At 64.3% G+C, this 16,515-nt stretch carries 24 protein-coding genes; 9 read left to right on the top strand and 15 right to left on the bottom strand.

The genetic code is table 11. From position 1 onward, the window contains the following. Positions 1-7: 7 nt before the first annotated feature. Positions 8-652 (bottom strand): trimeric intracellular cation channel family protein, encoded by a 645-nt coding sequence (locus XH91_RS14790; protein ID WP_128951255.1) that lies wholly within the window; start codon positions 650-652, stop codon positions 8-10. Positions 653-814: 162 nt separating this feature from the next. On the opposite strand from XH91_RS14790, the gene XH91_RS14785 reads away from it, so the two are divergent. Next, complete coding sequence (locus XH91_RS14785) at positions 815-1,240, top strand: hypothetical protein (RefSeq protein WP_128951254.1); 426 nt, start codon at positions 815-817, stop codon at positions 1,238-1,240. A 213-nt stretch (positions 1,241-1,453) separates the two neighbouring features. Here XH91_RS14785 and XH91_RS14780 read toward each other — a convergent pair whose 3' ends face one another. The 3 genes from XH91_RS14780 to XH91_RS14770 are packed head-to-tail and all read right to left on the bottom strand — an operon-like array spanning position 1,454 to position 2,999. Next, positions 1,454-2,263: an isocitrate lyase/PEP mutase family protein gene (locus XH91_RS14780; RefSeq protein WP_128951253.1), complete on the bottom strand. Its 810-nt coding sequence runs from the start codon at positions 2,261-2,263 to the stop codon at positions 1,454-1,456. Positions 2,264-2,314: 51 nt separating this feature from the next. Then, positions 2,315-2,665 carry an antibiotic biosynthesis monooxygenase family protein gene (locus XH91_RS14775; RefSeq protein ID WP_128951252.1) on the bottom strand — a complete coding sequence of 117 codons (351 nt, stop codon included), beginning with the start codon at positions 2,663-2,665 and terminating at the stop codon, positions 2,315-2,317. 25 nt (positions 2,666-2,690) lie between these two features. Continuing rightward, positions 2,691-2,999, bottom strand: a complete 309-nt coding sequence (locus tag XH91_RS14770; RefSeq protein ID WP_164934070.1) for an NIPSNAP family protein — start codon at positions 2,997-2,999, stop codon at positions 2,691-2,693. A gap of 166 nt (positions 3,000-3,165) precedes the next feature. Between XH91_RS14770 and XH91_RS14765 the strand changes: the two genes are divergently transcribed. Then, positions 3,166-3,864, top strand: coding sequence for an ArsR/SmtB family transcription factor (locus tag XH91_RS14765; RefSeq protein WP_164934071.1), 699 nt, complete (start codon positions 3,166-3,168; stop codon positions 3,862-3,864). 253 nt (positions 3,865-4,117) lie between these two features. Continuing rightward, positions 4,118-4,363: a GCG_CRPN prefix-to-repeats domain-containing protein gene (locus XH91_RS14760; protein ID WP_128951250.1), complete on the top strand. Its 246-nt coding sequence runs from the start codon at positions 4,118-4,120 to the stop codon at positions 4,361-4,363. 113 nt (positions 4,364-4,476) lie between these two features. Here the strand turns inward: XH91_RS14760 and XH91_RS14755 are convergent, their stop codons facing one another. Continuing rightward, positions 4,477-4,770 carry a twin-arginine translocation signal domain-containing protein gene (locus XH91_RS14755; protein ID WP_128951249.1) on the bottom strand — a complete coding sequence of 98 codons (294 nt, stop codon included), beginning with the start codon at positions 4,768-4,770 and terminating at the stop codon, positions 4,477-4,479. A 227-nt stretch (positions 4,771-4,997) separates the two neighbouring features. On the opposite strand from XH91_RS14755, the gene XH91_RS14750 reads away from it, so the two are divergent. Further along, the gene (locus tag XH91_RS14750; protein ID WP_128951248.1) at positions 4,998-5,651 is read left to right on the top strand and encodes a glutathione S-transferase family protein; all 654 of its coding nucleotides are present in this window, start codon (positions 4,998-5,000) and stop codon (positions 5,649-5,651) included. Between the two features lie 104 nt (positions 5,652-5,755). Continuing rightward, positions 5,756-5,908: a hypothetical protein gene (locus XH91_RS38825; RefSeq protein WP_164934072.1), complete on the top strand. Its 153-nt coding sequence runs from the start codon at positions 5,756-5,758 to the stop codon at positions 5,906-5,908. Between the two features lie 9 nt (positions 5,909-5,917). Here XH91_RS38825 and XH91_RS14745 read toward each other — a convergent pair whose 3' ends face one another. The 4 genes from XH91_RS14745 to XH91_RS14730 form a co-directional block, all read right to left on the bottom strand. Next, positions 5,918-6,265, bottom strand: a complete 348-nt coding sequence (locus XH91_RS14745; RefSeq protein ID WP_128951247.1) for a hypothetical protein — start codon at positions 6,263-6,265, stop codon at positions 5,918-5,920. 48 nt (positions 6,266-6,313) lie between these two features. Further along, positions 6,314-6,985 (bottom strand): Fic family protein, encoded by a 672-nt coding sequence (locus XH91_RS14740; RefSeq protein ID WP_128951246.1) that lies wholly within the window; start codon positions 6,983-6,985, stop codon positions 6,314-6,316. Then, positions 6,982-7,158, bottom strand: a complete 177-nt coding sequence (locus XH91_RS14735) for a hypothetical protein (RefSeq protein WP_164934073.1) — start codon at positions 7,156-7,158, stop codon at positions 6,982-6,984. Before XH91_RS14735 ends, XH91_RS14740 begins: the two co-directional genes overlap by 4 nt. 68 nt (positions 7,159-7,226) lie before the next feature. Continuing rightward, a complete protein-coding gene (locus tag XH91_RS14730) occupies positions 7,227-8,759 on the bottom strand; it encodes an acyl-CoA carboxylase subunit beta (protein ID WP_128951244.1) in 1,533 nt (510 codons plus the stop codon). A 144-nt stretch (positions 8,760-8,903) separates the two neighbouring features. Between XH91_RS14730 and XH91_RS14725 the strand changes: the two genes are divergently transcribed. From XH91_RS14725 to XH91_RS14715, 3 genes are all read left to right on the top strand, one after another. Further along, complete coding sequence (locus XH91_RS14725; RefSeq protein ID WP_128951243.1) at positions 8,904-9,308, top strand: DUF4260 domain-containing protein; 405 nt, start codon at positions 8,904-8,906, stop codon at positions 9,306-9,308. Between the two features lie 155 nt (positions 9,309-9,463). After that, positions 9,464-10,060, top strand: a complete 597-nt coding sequence (locus XH91_RS14720) for a hypothetical protein (protein ID WP_164934074.1) — start codon at positions 9,464-9,466, stop codon at positions 10,058-10,060. 73 nt (positions 10,061-10,133) lie between these two features. Then, positions 10,134-11,126, top strand: coding sequence for a dienelactone hydrolase family protein (locus XH91_RS14715; RefSeq protein ID WP_128951241.1), 993 nt, complete (start codon positions 10,134-10,136; stop codon positions 11,124-11,126). Between the two features lie 124 nt (positions 11,127-11,250). Here XH91_RS14715 and XH91_RS14710 read toward each other — a convergent pair whose 3' ends face one another. The 3 genes from XH91_RS14710 to XH91_RS14695 are packed head-to-tail and all read right to left on the bottom strand — an operon-like array spanning position 11,251 to position 14,004. Beyond that, positions 11,251-11,514, bottom strand: a complete 264-nt coding sequence (locus XH91_RS14710; RefSeq protein WP_074117543.1) for an EscU/YscU/HrcU family type III secretion system export apparatus switch protein — start codon at positions 11,512-11,514, stop codon at positions 11,251-11,253. Next, a complete protein-coding gene (gene fliK / locus XH91_RS14705) occupies positions 11,511-13,154 on the bottom strand; it encodes a flagellar hook-length control protein FliK (protein ID WP_164934075.1) in 1,644 nt (547 codons plus the stop codon). The genes XH91_RS14710 and fliK overlap by 4 nt, the downstream gene beginning before the upstream one ends. 55 nt (positions 13,155-13,209) lie before the next feature. Further along, entirely contained in the window at positions 13,210-14,004 is a 795-nt protein-coding gene (locus XH91_RS14695; protein ID WP_128951240.1) for an ATP12 family chaperone protein, read from the bottom strand. Positions 14,005-14,080: 76 nt separating this feature from the next. On the opposite strand from XH91_RS14695, the gene XH91_RS14690 reads away from it, so the two are divergent. Next, complete coding sequence (locus XH91_RS14690; RefSeq protein WP_128951239.1) at positions 14,081-14,527, top strand: hypothetical protein; 447 nt, start codon at positions 14,081-14,083, stop codon at positions 14,525-14,527. Between the two features lie 125 nt (positions 14,528-14,652). Here XH91_RS14690 and XH91_RS14685 read toward each other — a convergent pair whose 3' ends face one another. From XH91_RS14685 to XH91_RS14675, 3 genes are read right to left on the bottom strand one after another with little or no spacing between them, the layout of a single operon-like run. Continuing rightward, positions 14,653-15,867: an RluA family pseudouridine synthase gene (locus XH91_RS14685; protein WP_128951238.1), complete on the bottom strand. Its 1,215-nt coding sequence runs from the start codon at positions 15,865-15,867 to the stop codon at positions 14,653-14,655. Continuing rightward, positions 15,864-16,181 (bottom strand): HigA family addiction module antitoxin, encoded by a 318-nt coding sequence (locus XH91_RS14680; RefSeq protein ID WP_128951237.1) that lies wholly within the window; start codon positions 16,179-16,181, stop codon positions 15,864-15,866. The genes XH91_RS14685 and XH91_RS14680 overlap by 4 nt, the downstream gene beginning before the upstream one ends. 9 nt (positions 16,182-16,190) lie before the next feature. Beyond that, positions 16,191-16,475: a type II toxin-antitoxin system RelE/ParE family toxin gene (locus tag XH91_RS14675; protein ID WP_128951236.1), complete on the bottom strand. Its 285-nt coding sequence runs from the start codon at positions 16,473-16,475 to the stop codon at positions 16,191-16,193. Positions 16,476-16,515: the final 40 nt, after the last annotated feature.

Below are 16,515 nucleotides of genomic sequence, written 5' to 3'. Positions count from 1 at the left end.
CGAGCTACTACCGCTCCTCATCCCCTGTGAACACGAATTTCGGCATCTCCCATTTGTAGCGCACGGCGAGCAGGCGAAAACTAATGCCGAGGACGAATGTCAGCACGGTCCAGAGCTCGGCGTTGAGCTTGAGGCCGAACGCCGTGGCGTAGAACAATCCCGTCACCACCGAGACGCTGGCATAGAGCTCGGAGCGAAACAGCAGCGGCACGTCGTTGCAGAGCACGTCGCGGAGCACGCCGCCGGCGCAGCCCGTGACCATGCCGGAGACGATCACGATCGGTAGCGATGCATCCATCTGCCAGGCGATGTCGCAGCCGGTCATGGTGAAGACGACGAGGCCGATGGCATCGAGCACGATGAAAGCGAGCTTCAGCCGGTGCACAAGCCGCGCGAACAGGATGGTGAGGAACGCCGCCCCGCCGGCGAGCGCGAGATAAACAGGGTTCTGCACCCAGGCCAGCGGATAATGGCCGAGGAAGAGATCGCGCAGCGTGCCGCCGCCGAGCGCGGTGATGCAGCCGAGGAAGCAGACGCCTAACCAGTCCATGCTGCGCCGTCCCGCCGCAAGCGCGGCGGTCATGCCCTGCGCGGCCACGGCAACCAACGAGAGGAAATGCAGCACGCTATCGCTCGGCGGCAGGCTCCACATCGCCTTGTTCCCTTTCCCCTCGATGGAACCGCGAACGGTTCCAAAATGAACAGGTTCCCGATTCCGCGCCGGAGGGCAACATGCGACGAAAGCATAATACGCGCGGAACAGAATCTCGCACCTGGGGGTTGTCAGGTCGCAATCAACGAGGAGACCCAATCGATGGCTGACGACCGTTTTCCCAACGATCCGTACCGCCCGAACCTCGCCGACGATGAGTATCTTCGCGCGGCGCGCCGGGATGCCGACTTGCAGGCCGATCCCGAGCTCGGCGAAGGCCCCGCCTCCAGCGGCAAGATCGCGCTGTTCGCCGTGGCGATCGCCCTGGTGCTGGGCGCCGTGTTCTATGGCTTGAACAACACCAGCACGGGCAACCAGGCGAGCAATACACCTGCGACACAGACCGCGCAGCAGACGGCCCCGACCAATCCGGCCGCGCCTCCCGGCATGCGTGACGTGACGCCGCGCAACAACACTGCACCGGGCGTGACCACGGGTGCTGCGCCGAGCAAGCCGGCCGCTCCGGCGGATACCCCTGCGGCCAAACCGGCACCGGATACGCAGACGCCGTCTGACGGCGCGAAGTAACAACGCGACTGTCGTCGCGTAACACACGACTGTCATCGCCCGGCCTGATGCGCAATTGCGCATCAGGACCGGGCGATCCAGTATCCGAGATGGTCGTGGTTGAATCGCGAGGCCGCGGCGTACTGGCTGCCCCGCCTTCGCGGGGCATGACACCGAGAGGATGAGAGCGGCGGGATCGAAAGGTCCCGCCGCTCTTCGTTTTCAACGCGGACCCTAGCCAAACATCTTGTTGAGCTCGCCGCCGGAATAGCCGCTGGCGAGTTCGCCAAACGTCCCCTTCTCGGCCATCTCCTTTGCGGCGCGCATGAAGCCGCCCCAGGCGGCGCGGGCGAGCGAGCCGCCGACGCTGATGCGGCGCACGCCGAGATCTTCGGCTTCCTTCAGTGACAGACCGGAGCCGCCGATCAACAGGTTGAACGGCTTGGGTGCAACGGCCTTCACTACGGCGGCAATGTCCTCGCGCGTCTTCAGGCCCGGCGCGTAGAGGCAATCGGCACCGGCATCCGCGTAGGCGGTGAGCCGGTCGATGACGAGCTTGAGATCGGTGACGCCCCACAGATAAGCTTCGCAGCGGCCGACGAGCAGCGCGCCACTGTCGCCGATCGCCTTGCGCGAGGCCTTGATGCGCTCGACCGCAAGCGCGCGATCGTAGAGCGGCTTGTCCTTGTCGCCGGTGGAGTCCTCGATCGACAGGCCGGCGACGCCGGTGCGCACGCCGCGCTCGACATTGTCAGCGACCTTGTCCGGCTCGACCGCAAAACCGCCCTCGAAATCCGCATTGACGGGAATGTCGACGGACGAACTCAATGCTGCCAGATGCTGACAGACATCCTCGACCGTAACGCGGTTGTCGGCCTTGCCGATGGTCCAGGCAAAGCCCGCGCTCGACGATGCAATCGCCTTGAAACCGAGATGCTGCAACGCCTTGGCGCCGCCGACATCGACCGGATTGGGCAGGATGAAGCAGCCGCTCTCGTGCAGCTTCCTGAACGTCGCGCGCTTGTCAGCCGTTGTCACATGCATGTTTCTCTCCCTTGTTGGCCGCGCAGACATAGGCACGCAGAAATGCGACCGCTAGTGCGCGTCATGCACGGCGCGGCTGTCCTTGGGCGCCTGCGCGCGATCGGTCATGCCGTAGTCCCTGATGACGCTGGCAATGCGCAGGTGATAGTCGGCGAAGATGGTCGCCCTGCCCTTGGCCTGGGTGCGGCGGTGCTCCATCGTGTTGCGCCAGGCCTGCACGGCGGTCTCGTCGCGCCAGAACGACAGCGACAGGATCTTGCCCTTCTCGGTCAAGCTCTCGAACCGCTCGACCGAGATGAAGCCGTCGATGGTCTGCAGGATCGGCTTCAGATCGGCCGCGAGGTCGAAATAGTCCTGGCGATGGTCCGGCTTGGGCCAGACCTCGAAGATCACGGCGATCATGGGCGCCTCCCCAATCGTTGATGGCCTACAATACCACCTTGCGCAGGAAGGTGCGCTCTTCCGCGAGGATGAATTTATTGTCCTCGGCAAAATGGAAATTCGCCATGCCTTCGGCGTCCTGCCGCAGCCGCGCGCGATAGGCCTCGTAGGCGGCGAGGCTCTCGAAGCTGATCAGCGCGAAGGCGATGTTGTTGGTGCCCTCATGCGGCATGAAATAGCCGATCAGGTCGCCGCCGCATTTCGGGATGATGGTGAGCCAGCGTTTTGAGTATTCCTCGAACTGCGCGCGCTTGAAGGGATCGAGCTGGTAGCGGATGAAGACGGTGACGGACATGTTGGGCTCTCCTGTTTCCACACCGTCATTGCGAGCGCAGCGAAGCAATCCAGGAATCTCGTTGCGGAGACAGTCTGGACTGCTTCGTCGCTGCGCGCCTCGCAATGACGATGTGGTGAGAGGCTACGCCCTTGCCCTGATACAATGCTTCGGCTACCATCGAAGCATGAAATCAGGACCCGACATCGCCATGGTCGCCTCGCTGGTCGGCGATCCCGCCCGCGCCAACATGCTCACGGCGCTGATGAACGGCCGCGCGCTCACCGCGAGCGAGCTGGCGCAGGAGGCCGGCATTACGCCGCAGACCGCGAGCTCGCACCTCGCAAAACTCGAGGCCGGCGGGCTGGTCGAGCCGGAGAAGCAGGGCCGCCACCGCTACTATCGCCTCACCGACGACGACGTCGCCGGCGTGCTCGAGGGCCTTGCCGGACTTGCCGCGCGCACGGGACATATGCGCGTGCGGACCGGGCCGAAGGATCCGGCGCTGCGCCGGGCGCGGATCTGCTACGACCACCTCGCCGGCGATCTCGGCGTGCAGATGCTGGACTCGCTCCGGTCACGAAACCTCGTGAAGCAGAAGAAGCAGGACATCGAGCTGACCGTGGAAGGCGAGCGCTTCCTCGCCAAGCATTTGCAGATCTCGCCCGACATGCTCAGCCATCCGCGCCGCCCGGTCTGCAAGGCCTGCCTCGACTGGAGCGAGCGGCGTCATCATCTCGCCGGCACGCTGGGCGCCGCCATGATGCAGCGTTTCGCGGAACTGAAGTGGGCCGCGCGCGACGCAACGCCCGGCAGCCGCGTGGTGAATTTCACCCGCACCGGCGAGAGACAATTCGCGGCGCTGTTCGGGAACGGCAACGACTGATCACGCGGGAAGCACCTGAGACGTACAAGAACTCGGTGCCGGGCTTCCTCGGTCGCCAGCGACGGCGAATTGTCGCTCCAGGCAGCACGCGGGAAATGTTCATGCCGCATTCAGGTCATGATTGGCAGGTTTGGATCGCGTCGCGTCGACATGTCGCAAGAATTAACATGTCGAATCGTATGGTTTGATTGATTGTGCGCCGCAAGCGCCGAGCCCCCAAAGACTTGCCCCCGAGGACGAGAAGGAAGATCAAATGAAATATCTGTTTGCCGCTGCGATGCTCGCCAGCGCGGTTGTCGGCTTCAGCGAGGCGGCCAGCGCCGCCGGTGGTTGCGGCCCGGGCTGGTACCGGGGCCCCTATGGCGGCTGCCGTCCGATGCGTGGTCCCGTCGTCGTCGCCCCCGGCCCGGTCGTCGTTGCTCCCCCCGTCGTCGTGGTGCGTCCGCGCGTGTGCCCCTATGGCTTCCGCTGGTACGCCGGCCGCTGCCGTCCGTTCTGATCGCTCGCGATTGCGAATTGGCCGCGCGGGATAGTGCGCGGCCAATGCAAGCGAATGGCCACAACCAAAAAGGGGATCGCGATTGCGATCCCCTTTTTATTGCGGCCCCGGCGTTACCAGTGACGCCAATGATGACGGTGCCAACGATGGCGCCAACCCCAATGACGGTGACGCCAGCCCCAGTGACGATGATGCCAGTGGCCGTGACCCCAGCGCACCTGCTCCGGCTTGAGCTGAGCTGCTTCCTCGCTGGTGGTGACGGCGGGATGAGCATCCGGATTGGTTGATGATATGCTGCCATTCCCCAGCACCTGCGGCGCCAGCGGCGCTGCCTGTGCGGCGGCGGTGAACGCGGCCGCTCCCGCCGCGACACCGAATGCAAGTTTCAAAAAGTTCCGGCGCTCCATGACTAAATCCTCTGCTTCATCGATCAAGTGATGCAGAGGAAGTGTCGCGGCGGCGACATGAACTGCTGCTGAATCGCGCGTTCAGGTTCACTGTAAGAGGCGACAGCTTCGCGGCCGGGGTTGCGCGGAGGCTCTACCCGTCTACGTTCTCCTAAAAATTTCGCATGCCTCTGTCGGAACGCGCGGCCTTCGTCCGTCCTAGCCTTGAGACAGCACGGAGACACCCCATGGCCGACCTCACCTTGATCACCTATGACTGGGTTCCCCCGCCGCCGCGCGGTTTCGTGCGCGACCTCCGGGTGCGCTGGGCGCTCGAGGAGGCGGCCTTGCCCTATCGTGTCGCCAGCACGCCTTTCAACGACCGGGGCCCAGCGCATCTGGCCCACCAACCATTCGGACAAGTGCCTTGGCTGACCGACGGCGATCTCTCGATCTTCGAGAGCGGCGCGATCCTGCTGCATCTCGGCGGGCTCAGCTCGAAGCTGATGCCATCAGATCAGCGTGGCCGCAGCGAGACGACGGAATGGCTGTTCGCCGCGCTCAATTCGATGGAGATGGCAAGCCTGCCGTGGACGATGTCGAAATTCATGCGCCACCCGACCGACACGGCGGCATGGAAATTCGTCGACGATTTCCTCAAGCTCCGTCTCAAGCGTCTCGAGCCAGTGCTGGCTGCGCGCGAATGGCTGGCGGGCTCCTTTTCCGTCGCCGACATCCTGATGTCGGACGTGCTGCGGGTTGTTGATCAATTCGACGGGCTCGCCGACAGCCCCGCCTCCCGGGCCTACGTCGCGCGTGCGATCGGCCGTCCGGCGTTCGCAAAGGCTCACGCCGATCAGATGGCGCACTTTGCCGCGGCGGATAAGACGCGCGGAGCGTGACCCACCGCACATCGTTAACCCGGCGTTAGCCATAGGCTCACGGCCCTTGGAACGATGCAATTTGCCTCAAATTATCCCCTTAAGTTCTTCGCGGAAGGTGACACATGGCCCGCATCGATTATCTCAGACAGCAAGTCGCCCGTGCCGAGCGTCTGGCGAAGGCGATCCTCGACCAGCAGACCGCGGAACGGCTGCAGGCCTTCGCCGCCGAATGCCGCGCGGAAATGCAGGTTCTGACCGTCAAGACCGCCGCATGAAGCAGCGCACTACACCAGCTTCATCGGCGTGTCGGCGACCACGCGCAAATCGATGCTGCCGATCAGCGCCGACCGGCGCGCTTCGGCACCAGCGATCGCATCGTCCGTCTGCCGCAACGTGCTGATGTTCGAGCCAAGCGAGACGATGCCGCCGAGCACCAGCGCGATCGCGCCGAGCGCGGCGGTCTGACCAAATCCAAACAGCCCGAGGATGGTGACCAGAAGCAGCGCCGCGCCGCCGCCGATCGCGATCTTGGACGCCAGAATGATTTTCCGGCACCGCTCGGCGATCTCGGCAAGCCGCTCGATCCGGTCTTCGATGTCCGAGATTTCGTCGGTCGGATCGTTGTCGGTCATTGGATTCAAACAAGGGAGCTTTGACAAACAGAGTCTACCCGCAAACCCTCAGCCGGGCAGCTTACCCCCAACCGACTTATAAAATTCCGCAAGTTGGTTCGCTAGCAGTGAAGCCAACAAATCTTCCATCTTTGAGACATCGATCCGGCCATCGTCGCGAAAGGCCCAATCGGCCGCATCCAACGCATCGAAATAGGGCTTTCTGTTGTCGACGATTTGATCGGTTATCGTAGGCGTGCCCGGCAGAAGCGTGCCAGCGCGAATTGAGAGCACGATGTAAGAGACAATTCGGGAGGTACGGCCGTTCCCATCCGCGAACGGATGAATCCAGTTGAGTCGCCACATAACATAAGCAGCGAGATGGATCGGCGTGCTAGCTTCCCAATGATCATTGACATAGTCGCACATGTCCTCGACGAGTTCCGGGACCAGATGTGCGCCGACAGGCTCGTGCTTGCTTCCTTCGATCGCAACTCCACCAGGGCGATAGTTACCAGCGTAGGAGCTGATGCCTGCCAAGGCTTCCCGTTGCAAACCGAGAATAAGCGAGGGGCGGAGCCTGAATGAGCCTCTCTCAAGGGCTGTCTGGATCGCGCCAATCGCCGCATCGTATTGGCGGAAACCGTTGCGAGCTTCCGCAGCGGCCTTCTCGTGGGGATCCGTGATCAGCTCAGGTTCGAGCGCACGGCTATCACGCCGTTCACGCTCCTCGCTTCTCATTTCTCTTCCTTGGCCAACTTCTCAGCTTCAAGGTCCACCATTTCGCGCGTAATAAGCGCATTCTCGAAATGGGTATTACCGTACACGAAACTGCGCCGCTGCTCCTCCCGATGTTCCTCGGTCGGATTGGCGGTCTTGGCAGCTTCAATAAGCTTTTTGAGCGCGTCGGTCATTATACCAATATAGTCGAGTCTGGTCGGAGGCACCATGCAATTTTGTACGTAGCGCCCTCGTAAGTTCCTCACAACGGCAAATTGTCGTGCTTCTTCGCCGGCGCTTCCACCTTCTTGTCCTTCAGCATCGCCAGCGCCCGCGCGATGCGCCGACGCGTCGAATGCGGCATGATGACGTCGTCGATATAGCCGCGCTCAGCGGCAATGAACGGTGACAGGAAGCGGTCTTCGTATTCCTTGGTGCGCGCGGCGATCTTGTCGGGGTCGCCGATGTCGGAGCGGAAGATGATCTCGACCGCGCCCTTGGCGCCCATCACGGCGATCTGGGCTGTCGGCCAGGCGTAGTTCATGTCGGCGCCGATTTCCTTGGAGGCCATGACGTCGAAGGCACCGCCATAGGCCTTGCGCGTGATGACGGTGACGAGCGGCACGGTGCACTGCGAGTACGCGAACAAGAGTTTCGCGCCGTGCTTGATCAGGCCGCCATATTCCTGCGCCGTGCCCGGCAGGAAGCCCGGGACGTCGACGAAGGTGACGATCGGGATGTTGAAGGCATCACAAAAACGCACGAAGCGCGCGGCTTTGCGCGATGCATCAGAGTCGAGCACGCCGGCCAGCACCATCGGCTGATTGGCGACGAAGCCGACGGTGCGGCCAGCGATGCGCCCGAAGCCGGTGACGATGTTTTTCGCGAACATGTCGGCGATCTCGAAGAAGTCGCCCTCGTCCACGACCTTCAGGATCAGCTCCTTCATGTCGTAGGGCTTGTTCGGATTGTCGGGGATCAGCGTGTCCAGGGACATGTCGACCCGGCCGATGTCGTCGAAGCTCGGCCATTCCGGCACGCCGTCGGTGTTGTTCGAGGGGAGGAAGTCGATCAGGCGACGCATCTGCAGCAGCGTCTCGACGTCGTTCTCGAAGGCGCCGTCCGCGATCGAGGAGCGCGTGGCGTGCACCGAGGCGCCGCCGAGCTCCTCGGCGGTGACGACCTCGTTGGTGACGGTCTTCACCACGTCGGGGCCCGTGACGAACATGTAGCTGGTGTTCTTCACCATGAAGATGAAGTCGGTCATGGCAGGCGAATAGACGTCGCCGCCGGCGCAGGGGCCCATGATGACGGAGATCTGCGGGATCACGCCCGAGGCGAGCACGTTGCGGCGGAACACGTAGGAATAGCCGGCGAGCGCGGCGACGCCCTCCTGGATGCGCGCGCCACCCGCGTCATAGAGGCCGATGATGGGCGCCCGCGCCTTCATCGCCATGTCCTGGAGTTTTGTGATCTTCAGCGCGTGGGTCTCGGACAGCGAGCCGCCGAACACCGTGAAATCCTTGGCGAAGACGAAGGTCTTGCGGCCGTTGACGGTGCCCCAGCCGGTGACGACGCCGTCGCCCGGCACCTTGCTCTTCTCCATGCCGAACTCGGTGGAGCGGTGCTCGACGAACATGTCGAACTCCTCGAACGATCCCTTGTCGAGCAGAAGCTCGATGCGCTCGCGCGCGGTCAGCTTGCCGCGGGCGTGCTGCGCCTCGATGCGCTTCTCGCCGCCGCCGAGCTTGGCGCCGGCACGACGGTCTTCAAGGGCGTCCAGGATATGTTTCATTTGCTCCCGCCAGTTCTTAAGCCTTAAGTGAAGCGGGTTCTAACACGGCATTTTGCGCGCCGGGAAGCGGCTTTCGGCACCGCAGGGCTGCCTTGAGGCAGCGTGAAAGCGCAAGGAATTACAAAGTTTTGCCGGGAGGCCACGATGGACGAGAGAGCTGATGACACGGGCGCCGCGACCGGCGGCGTCAGGATCCTGCTACGGCTCGAGGGGCTTGCTCTGTTTGCGGCCATGACCGTGCTTTATGCGACCTGGGGCGGCTCCTGGTGGGTCTATGCCCTGCTCTTCCTGGTGCCGGATCTGAGCTTCCTGGCGTACCTGTCGGACGCCAAGTTCGGCGCGCTGGTCTACAACGCGGCCCACAGCTACATGGCGCCGGTGACGCTGATGGCGCTGGGTTTCGGCCTCGCCTCGCCCCTCACCCTTTCCATCGCCTTGATCTGGCTCGCCCATATCGGCATCGACCGGGCGCTGGGCTACGGGCTGAAATATTCAGCGGGCTTCGGCTTCACCCATCTGGGGCGGATCGGACGGCAGAAGGACGCCTGACGCCCAAGGACGGGATGCCGACGATTTGCCCGCGCAGGTCGGTTGACCCGGCCGGGCGATTCAGGCTTGCTCCATGCTTACGATCAGGCGCCGAATGTTGCGTGAGCTCAGTCGGTACGGCGGCGGTCATCACGTCCGGCTGCAAGTATCCCCTCATGTCCGCCACGGTCGTTCCTCTGCCCCCGAACAGCGCGTCCGAGACCACCGACTTCCTGCGGCGCATGGCCAGCATGGTGTCGGGACGGAACGGCGAGATGTTGCTGCGCGCGGCGAGCCTGATCGAGTCGCTGGCACAGCGGGCGATGTCGGCCGAACGGTTCTATCACCAGGCGCAGGAAGAGAGCACGCGTAACGCCGAACGCCACGAGGCCGCAGAGCTTGCCTCCGACGCCATGGTCAGCCAGATCGCCGCGCTGCGGGCGCAGCTTGCGGAGGTGACCGCAGCCGCGGCTGCCGAGCGTGCCGGTTTCGACACCGAGCGCGACAAGCTGCTCAACCTGATGCATGATGCGGAAAGCCACATCGGCAAGCTCACCACCGAGCTCGAGACGTTGCGCGCCTCGGTCGATGCTTTCAACGAGACCGCGGTCTCCGTGCCGATCGAGGTGCTGCGGCTGGCGCGCACCCAGTTCGAGTATCTCTCCAGCGGCTTTGCGCGCAAGGGCGACGTGATCTCGCAGGCCATGAGCGAGATCGGGGGCTTTGCCATCGATCAGGCACTGACGGCGAAGAAGCCGGCCGACAAGGCGTGAGACGGCTGCCCGCAAATTGACAGCGCGAACGGGCGTTGATCTACTTCCTGAAAATCACAAGGGGGAGGATCCAATGCCGACGGCATTCCGCGCCGCTGTGGCGCTCATCGCGCTCTGCGTTTCATCGGGGCTCGCCGGCGCTCAGTCGCTTCCCAAGGAAGCCCCTGCCCGGACCGAGATCTTCCCGATCCCGTCGCTCACCCTGTCCGACCAGCAATTCCTCAGCGGCGATCGAGCGGCCGGCAAGCCGGTGACCGTCGCCGGCGAATTCCGTGTGGCGCAGGGGTCAGGCAAGATGCCGGTCGTGGTGCTGATGCACGGCTCGAGCGGCGTCGGCGCCACCACGGAAGCCTGGGTGCACGAGTTCAACGCCATGGGCATCTCCACCTTCGTGATCGACGGCTTCACCGGCCGCGGTTTGACGGTGACCGGACCGAACCAGGCCCTGCTCGGCCGCCTCAACCTGATCATCGACATCTACCGCTCGCTGGAAATTCTGGCCAAGCACCCCCGTGTCGACCCCGACCGCATCGTGCTGATGGGCTTTTCACGCGGAGGACAAGCGACTCTGTATGCGAGCCTCGACCGCTTCAACAAGCTCTGGAACAAGTCTGGCCTGCAGTTCGCGGCCTATATCCCGTTCTATCCGGATTGCTCGACGACCTATCAGACCGACACCGAGGTTGCTGCGCGCCCGATCCGCATCTTCCACGGCACGCCTGACGATTATAACCCGGTGCGGAGCTGCAAGGCCTTTGTCGAGCGGCTCAAGGCTGCGGGCCGCGACGTGGTGCTGACCGAATACCCCGACAGCGCGCATGGCTTTGACAGCGGGCTGCTCGGCGTCAACAAGGTCGTGGTGTCAGCCAACGCGCAGACCGTGCGCAACTGCCATATCAGGGAAGGCGACGGCGGCGTGCTGATGAACGGCGATACCAATGCGCCCTTCACCTACAAGGATCCGTGTGTCGAGCTCAACCCGCATGTCGGTGGCAATCCCACAACGGCCGCGGAGTCGAAGAAGGCGGTGGTGGAGTTTTTGCAAGCGTTGTTCAAGCTGGGATAGCGACCACACGCTCCGTCATTGCGAGCGCAGCGAAGCAATCCAGACTCCCTCCGCGGAAAGATTCTGGATTGCTTCGCTGCGCTCGCAATGACGCGTGGAGAGATATGCGTGCCAGTGTCGTCCACTAGCGCGCCCGGCCCGACAGCCGCAGCACGAACACGAGAACCTCGGCGACGGCCTTGTAGAGATCGGGCGGAATCTCCTCGCCGAGCTCGACCTTGGACAGCGCGCCGGCCAGAATCTCGTTCTCCTCGATCGGAATGTCGTTGGCCCTGGCGATCTCGACGATCTTGGCGCCGATGGTGCCCTTGCCCTTGGCAACGACGACGGGCGCACCGCTGCCCTTCTCGTAGTGCAGCGCGATGGCGAGCTTGGATTCGTCGCTCATGTCGCGCGATCCAGAAAATGCCCGGCACGCGCCGGAGCCGGTTGCGGCGGGGTGCCGTCGCGCACGATGATGTCGCCCGGCTTGAGCTCGGCCTTGGTCAGCGCCTGATTGAGCTCGCCGATGCCGGCGCGGAGTTGCTGCGCGGTCGCCGGCCGCTCGGCCCACATCCGAACAAAGGTCTTGTCGCCGTTGAGTGTGATCAACGCGTGCACGGGTCCCGAAGGCTCGACATTGATCGTGAAGCGCGCGCGCCAGGCGCGCTTGGCGGGATCGGGCGTTTCGTTGCCGCCGTCGCGCGAGATCTCGAACTGCGCCATCGCGGTGCCTTGCGGGGTCGCGAATGGAATCTCGAAATTCCATTGCGGCGCGGTCGGGTCGCTGCGATGACCGCTGGCATCGACGCGGTCGGGCAGCGAGGCGACCTGCAGCAGCGTCTGCCGCGCGATCGCAGCATCGGTATCGTCGAGCAGGCGATGCACGGTTGTAGCGAGTGGCGTATCGGGCGCGAGCGTTGGCGAAGCAACGGATTGCGGCGCCGGCAGAGCACCGCGGAACGGCGGTGGCGTCGTCGTGCGCGCGGCCGTGTCGAAGACATGGCCGTCAGGAACGGTTTTGGTGGCACCCGGCGCATTGCCGGTCAGGTGCGGCAGGTTTTGGGTGACCTCTTGCAATAGGGTCGCGGCAAGGCCCGCCGACATGGTGGCGCGGGGCAGAGCCGCCTGGGCCGTCTCGCCGGCGATGTTGGCCAGGACGGCAGCGGCCGGCGCAGCGTCGCGCGGCAATTGTGCAGGTTGAGCAATCGCCGCACCGGGCGACGGAAGCACCGCCTGCGCTGCTTCGCCCGCCGGCTGCGACCTCGAGACTGCAGTCTGCAGAACGACCTGAGTGCCGGGCGCCGGTGCAGCATTCTGTACTGCGACTTGCGGCGCGGCCGTCGCGGGCGGGCCTGACGTTGCCGCCAAGGTCTGGCGCAGCACGAGTAGCGCGGCCTTCAAGTCCGGCACCGCGCCTGGCTGCGGCGTTGCGCCCGCCGCCAGCCAAGCTTCGAGAAACAGGCCTGACTTCTGGAACGCGGATTCGATATCGCCGCCATCCAGCGCCGTGTTGAGCGGCGTCTGTTGCGCCAGCACGTCCAGCACGGCCTGTTTCAGCCCGGCCGGCAGATCGCTGCCGGTCACGACGGAAGCAAGATTGGCGAACAGCGGCGCCTGGCTGCCCTGTTTCGTCACGGCCTCGGACGAGGCTGCGGTGACGGCGACCTGCTCCAAAGGTGTGAGCGCGTTGCGTGCCGCATTGACTGACGGCGCCAGCGACGGACTGTCGACCAGCGAGGCCGCGGTCGGCGTCAGCGTGACCTGATCGGCGTTCGCCTCGCCTGCCCCGTTGACGACGGCAAGCCTGATGGTGCCGTCGCTCTGCGATACCGCCAGCTGGAGGTTTTGCCCTGCAGTCAGCGACACCTCGGACATCACGTCCATCGAGAGGTTGGCGATCGCGATCCGCACCAGATTGTCGGCGAGCACGCTGACGACCCTGGCATCGACGACACTGCCGGCCTGAAGCACGAGATCGGGTGTTGCCGCATCAGCCACGGGGCTGGCGGGACTGACCGGAAGGATCGAGCTGATCGGCGTCGGCATCTGAAGGGCCCGGGGAATGCGACTCCAACCCTAGGGCCCTGGCGTAAACCTCTCGTTAAGGACCTTCGGTCCCGAGCGGGCTCACGGCGGTCAAAACCGCCACGGCGGCATCGAAATCGCGCTGGCGCGTCGCCCGGCGGGCGGCCGCCTCCTCGTCCACGCCCCATTGGTCGATGTTCCAGTCCTCGTCGACATGAGCTGCGGCCCAGACCTGGTCGGCGTCGCGCATGCCATGGGCCAGCGCCAGCGCCAGCAGCGCCGACCCGGTCAGGGTCGTCACCACGTGGAGGGCAGCCACGGACCATGGATCCCCGGGAAGCGCCGCACGGGCGGCCCGGAGCGCCTCGTCCGGCTGCCTCACATGCATGATGCCCTCGGACAGGATGAAATGCGCCCCAAGCGCCTCGGCGGCCCAGAACAGCACCGGGTCCCAATGCGCGGCCTCGCGGGCGACCAGCCCCTCGGGGTGGCCGGCGCGATAGAACAGCAGGTCGGTCTCGAAATATTTGGCGAGGTCGTCGGTGACGAGCTCGACACGGTCCACCACACCCTCGACCACGCTGTTGGCGATCCGGGTCAGCGGCATGGTCACGGGGTCGATCGCCTCGCTCTGGGCGGCCCATTCCGCGGCCACGGCATCGGCCAGCGCCCGCGCCGGGATCACCACCTGGCGGCCGGATGGCGTGCGGATCGGCCTGCCATCGAGCGTGATTGCATAGCCGCCCTCGGCCTCGGTGACGCCGGCCTCCTTGTAGAAGCGCTTGCGCAGCGGCGTCCGCGCCGAGGCGCGCGCCGATTCCCTGGGGTCCGGAGGGGGCTGGCCGGCTGCTTCGTCGAACAATTCGCGCATCTGAGTTTTCGGTCCCGGTCGCTGAGTGCTAGGCTTTTAAAATAAGGACCTGTGGCCGATAAAGCGAGCGGCGGGCATGAGGGAACTTGCGGGCATTGTGGCCCTGTTCGCCGGGCTTTGGCTGGTCGCGGCCGAGGCCGGCTTTCGCACCCCGGAATCGCTGATCCGCAACGTCTATGCCTATTACGGCAACGGCGCGCCGGAGCTGTCGAAGGGCCTGCCGCGGGATGATGCGACGACCCGGCAATTCTTCGACCCCTCCTTGCGCAAAGCATGGTCGGCGCCGCGCAGCGAGCCCTATGATTTCCTGGTGCAGAGCCCGAGCTGGAAGCTCGGCCCCGTGACGATTGCGATCATCCGCAAGCAATACGACAAGACCTACGTCGCTGCGAATTTCGACAATCACGGCCGGAAAGTCGTGCTGAACTTCATCCTGGTCAACGGACCGGAAGGCTGGCTGATCACGGATGTCGAAAGCCCGCATGACAGCCTACGGATGTTTCTGGAGCAGTTTCGGAATTAGGCACTGCTGTCATGCCCCGGCTTGACCAGGGCAGCCAGTGCGCCGCGGCTTCTCGGCTCTATCACGACTGTCTCTGGAATACTGGGTCGCCCGGTCAAGCCGTGCGACGACAGCGGAGAATAACCCTACTCCTCCGGCGCGTTTTCGATCGGATCGAACCGGCTGGCATCGAGCCCGAGCAAATTCCACGACTGCTGCATGTGCGGCGGCAGCGGCGCGGTGGCGTCGATGACGCCGCCGCGCGGATGCGGGATGACGATGCGGCGCGCCAGCAGATGCAGCCGGTTTTGCAGGCCGCCCGGCAATTGCCAGTTCTCGATGTTGAAATATTTGGGATCGCCGACGATGGGATGACCGATATGGGCCATGTGGGCGCGAAGCTGGTGGGTGCGGCCCGTCACCGGCTTCAGCGACACCCAGGTCAGCTTGTTGCCGGCGGTCTCGACCACTGCGTAGTACGTTACCGCATGGCTCGCGCCCTCGTCGCCATGTTGCGCGATGCGCATGATGGTGTCGTCCTCGCTCTCCTCCTTGGCAAGGAAGGTCGAGATGCGGCCCTGCTTCGGCTTCGGCAGGCCCGGCACCAGTGCCCAATAGACCTTGCGCGCCGAGCGCGAGCGGAAGGCGCCGGTCAGATGCGAGGCGGCAAAGCGCGTCTTGGCGATCAACAGACAGCCCGAGGTCTCGCGATCGATGCGATGCACGAGACGCGGCTTCTGACCCTTGGCATCGCGCATCACCTCCAGCATCTGGTCGATGTGCCGCGTCATGCCCGAGCCGCCCTGGACGGCAAGGCCGGCGGGCTTGTTCAGCACGAGAACGTCGTCGTCCTCGTAAATCGTCATCTCCTTGAGCGCCTTGAGTGTCTTCTGTGCAGCCTCCGAGAGCTCGCCGACGACTTTCGGTGCGTCGAGCTTCAACGGCGGTATGCGGACGCTCTGCCCCTCCTCCAACCGGTCCTTGCTGTCGACACGCTTGCCGTCGACGCGCAGCTCGCCTTTGCGGACGACGCGCTGAATATGGGAGAACGACAAGCCGGGAAAGCGCGCCTCCAGGAAGCGATCGACGCGCATGTTGTTCTCGTCGGCCGTCACCGTGACCGTCTGCACCTTGGTCGGCAGCAGCGCCTCAACCGGCTTTGCCGGCGCGGCCCTTTCTGCTTCAACCTTGGGCGGGCGTCGCTCACTGCGCTCGCCCGCAAAGCGCAGCGGCTTGCCGCCGGGCTTACCGCCCGGACGCGGTCCGGCCTTCTTCGCGCCGCGCACTTGATACTGACGCGCTTCCTTGCGCTCGTCTTGCTCCCGGGGTTTCGGGTTCATTCTCTTGATGCGGCGGCTCATGCTGTTTTTCCAAGCTTTCGTGTCGACTGCGCGTTGGCACGGCGGGGCAGCGACGCAACCTGCGCGCCAACCTCCTTTTCCGCCAGCCGCAGCTCATATTGTTGTTGAAGGTTCATCCAGAACTGTGGGCTCGTGCCGAACCAGTGACCAAGACGAAGTGCCGTATCGGCCGTAATGCCCCGCTGACCGTTGATGATGCCCGTGATGCGATTCACGGGTACGTCGAGCTGACGCGACAACTCCGCGGCCGTGATGCCGAGTTCGCGCAGCTCTTCGGCAAGCTGTTCGCCGGGATGAATGGGCGTGCGGGGCATAAGCTTCCTTCAGTGATAGTCGACGATCTCTACATCAATTGGACCGGGCGATCCCTCCGGCCATCCGAAGCAGATCCGCCATTGATCGCTGGTCCCAATCGAGAACCGTCCAGCGCGATCGCCCTTCAAGGCTTCAAATCGATTACCAGGCAGTGCCGCCAAATCGGCCGGACCGGTTGCCGCGTCCAATCTATCGAGGCGCGTCTCTGCCTGCCGAGCAAATCCCGAGAATTCCTTGACGTGCTGGCCAGCGGCAAATCGCTCGGTGCGCTTGTCGCCGTAGCTGACGATCATGCGGCGACACTATCAGATTTACGAGTTACGTAAATAGTAA

It is taken from the genome of Bradyrhizobium guangzhouense, assembly GCF_004114955.1.
Classification (GTDB): Bacteria; Pseudomonadota; Alphaproteobacteria; order Rhizobiales; family Xanthobacteraceae; genus Bradyrhizobium; species Bradyrhizobium guangzhouense.
Note: the sequence above shows the minus strand (reverse complement) of the source record. Positions and strands in the feature narration are given on the sequence as shown.

Coding starts and splice junctions, on each gene's coding strand:
- XH91_RS14740 (WP_128951246.1), bottom strand. CDS start 6,985: ATGAGAAGCGAGGAGCGTGAACGGCGTGATAGCCGTGCGCTCGAACCT.
- XH91_RS14715 (WP_128951241.1), top strand. CDS start 10,134: ATGCCGACGGCATTCCGCGCCGCTGTGGCGCTCATCGCGCTCTGCGTT.
- XH91_RS14690 (WP_128951239.1), top strand. CDS start 14,081: ATGAGGGAACTTGCGGGCATTGTGGCCCTGTTCGCCGGGCTTTGGCTG.
- XH91_RS14785 (WP_128951254.1), top strand. CDS start 815: ATGGCTGACGACCGTTTTCCCAACGATCCGTACCGCCCGAACCTCGCC.
- XH91_RS14750 (WP_128951248.1), top strand. CDS start 4,998: ATGGCCGACCTCACCTTGATCACCTATGACTGGGTTCCCCCGCCGCCG.
- XH91_RS14735 (WP_164934073.1), bottom strand. CDS start 7,158: ATGACCGACGCGCTCAAAAAGCTTATTGAAGCTGCCAAGACCGCCAAT.
- XH91_RS14775 (WP_128951252.1), bottom strand. CDS start 2,665: ATGATCGCCGTGATCTTCGAGGTCTGGCCCAAGCCGGACCATCGCCAG.
- XH91_RS14765 (WP_164934071.1), top strand. CDS start 3,166: ATGAAATCAGGACCCGACATCGCCATGGTCGCCTCGCTGGTCGGCGAT.
- XH91_RS14780 (WP_128951253.1), bottom strand. CDS start 2,263: ATGCATGTGACAACGGCTGACAAGCGCGCGACGTTCAGGAAGCTGCAC.
- XH91_RS14725 (WP_128951243.1), top strand. CDS start 8,904: ATGGACGAGAGAGCTGATGACACGGGCGCCGCGACCGGCGGCGTCAGG.
- XH91_RS14675 (WP_128951236.1), bottom strand. CDS start 16,475: ATGATCGTCAGCTACGGCGACAAGCGCACCGAGCGATTTGCCGCTGGC.
- XH91_RS14770 (WP_164934070.1), bottom strand. CDS start 2,999: ATGTCCGTCACCGTCTTCATCCGCTACCAGCTCGATCCCTTCAAGCGC.
- fliK (WP_164934075.1), bottom strand. CDS start 13,154: ATGCCGACGCCGATCAGCTCGATCCTTCCGGTCAGTCCCGCCAGCCCC.
- XH91_RS14685 (WP_128951238.1), bottom strand. CDS start 15,867: ATGAGCCGCCGCATCAAGAGAATGAACCCGAAACCCCGGGAGCAAGAC.
- XH91_RS14710 (WP_074117543.1), bottom strand. CDS start 11,514: ATGAGCGACGAATCCAAGCTCGCCATCGCGCTGCACTACGAGAAGGGC.
- XH91_RS14755 (WP_128951249.1), bottom strand. CDS start 4,770: ATGGAGCGCCGGAACTTTTTGAAACTTGCATTCGGTGTCGCGGCGGGA.
- XH91_RS38825 (WP_164934072.1), top strand. CDS start 5,756: ATGGCCCGCATCGATTATCTCAGACAGCAAGTCGCCCGTGCCGAGCGT.
- XH91_RS14745 (WP_128951247.1), bottom strand. CDS start 6,265: ATGACCGACAACGATCCGACCGACGAAATCTCGGACATCGAAGACCGG.
- XH91_RS14720 (WP_164934074.1), top strand. CDS start 9,464: ATGTCCGCCACGGTCGTTCCTCTGCCCCCGAACAGCGCGTCCGAGACC.
- XH91_RS14730 (WP_128951244.1), bottom strand. CDS start 8,759: ATGAAACATATCCTGGACGCCCTTGAAGACCGTCGTGCCGGCGCCAAG.
- XH91_RS14680 (WP_128951237.1), bottom strand. CDS start 16,181: ATGCCCCGCACGCCCATTCATCCCGGCGAACAGCTTGCCGAAGAGCTG.
- XH91_RS14790 (WP_128951255.1), bottom strand. CDS start 652: ATGTGGAGCCTGCCGCCGAGCGATAGCGTGCTGCATTTCCTCTCGTTG.
- XH91_RS14760 (WP_128951250.1), top strand. CDS start 4,118: ATGAAATATCTGTTTGCCGCTGCGATGCTCGCCAGCGCGGTTGTCGGC.
- XH91_RS14695 (WP_128951240.1), bottom strand. CDS start 14,004: ATGCGCGAATTGTTCGACGAAGCAGCCGGCCAGCCCCCTCCGGACCCC.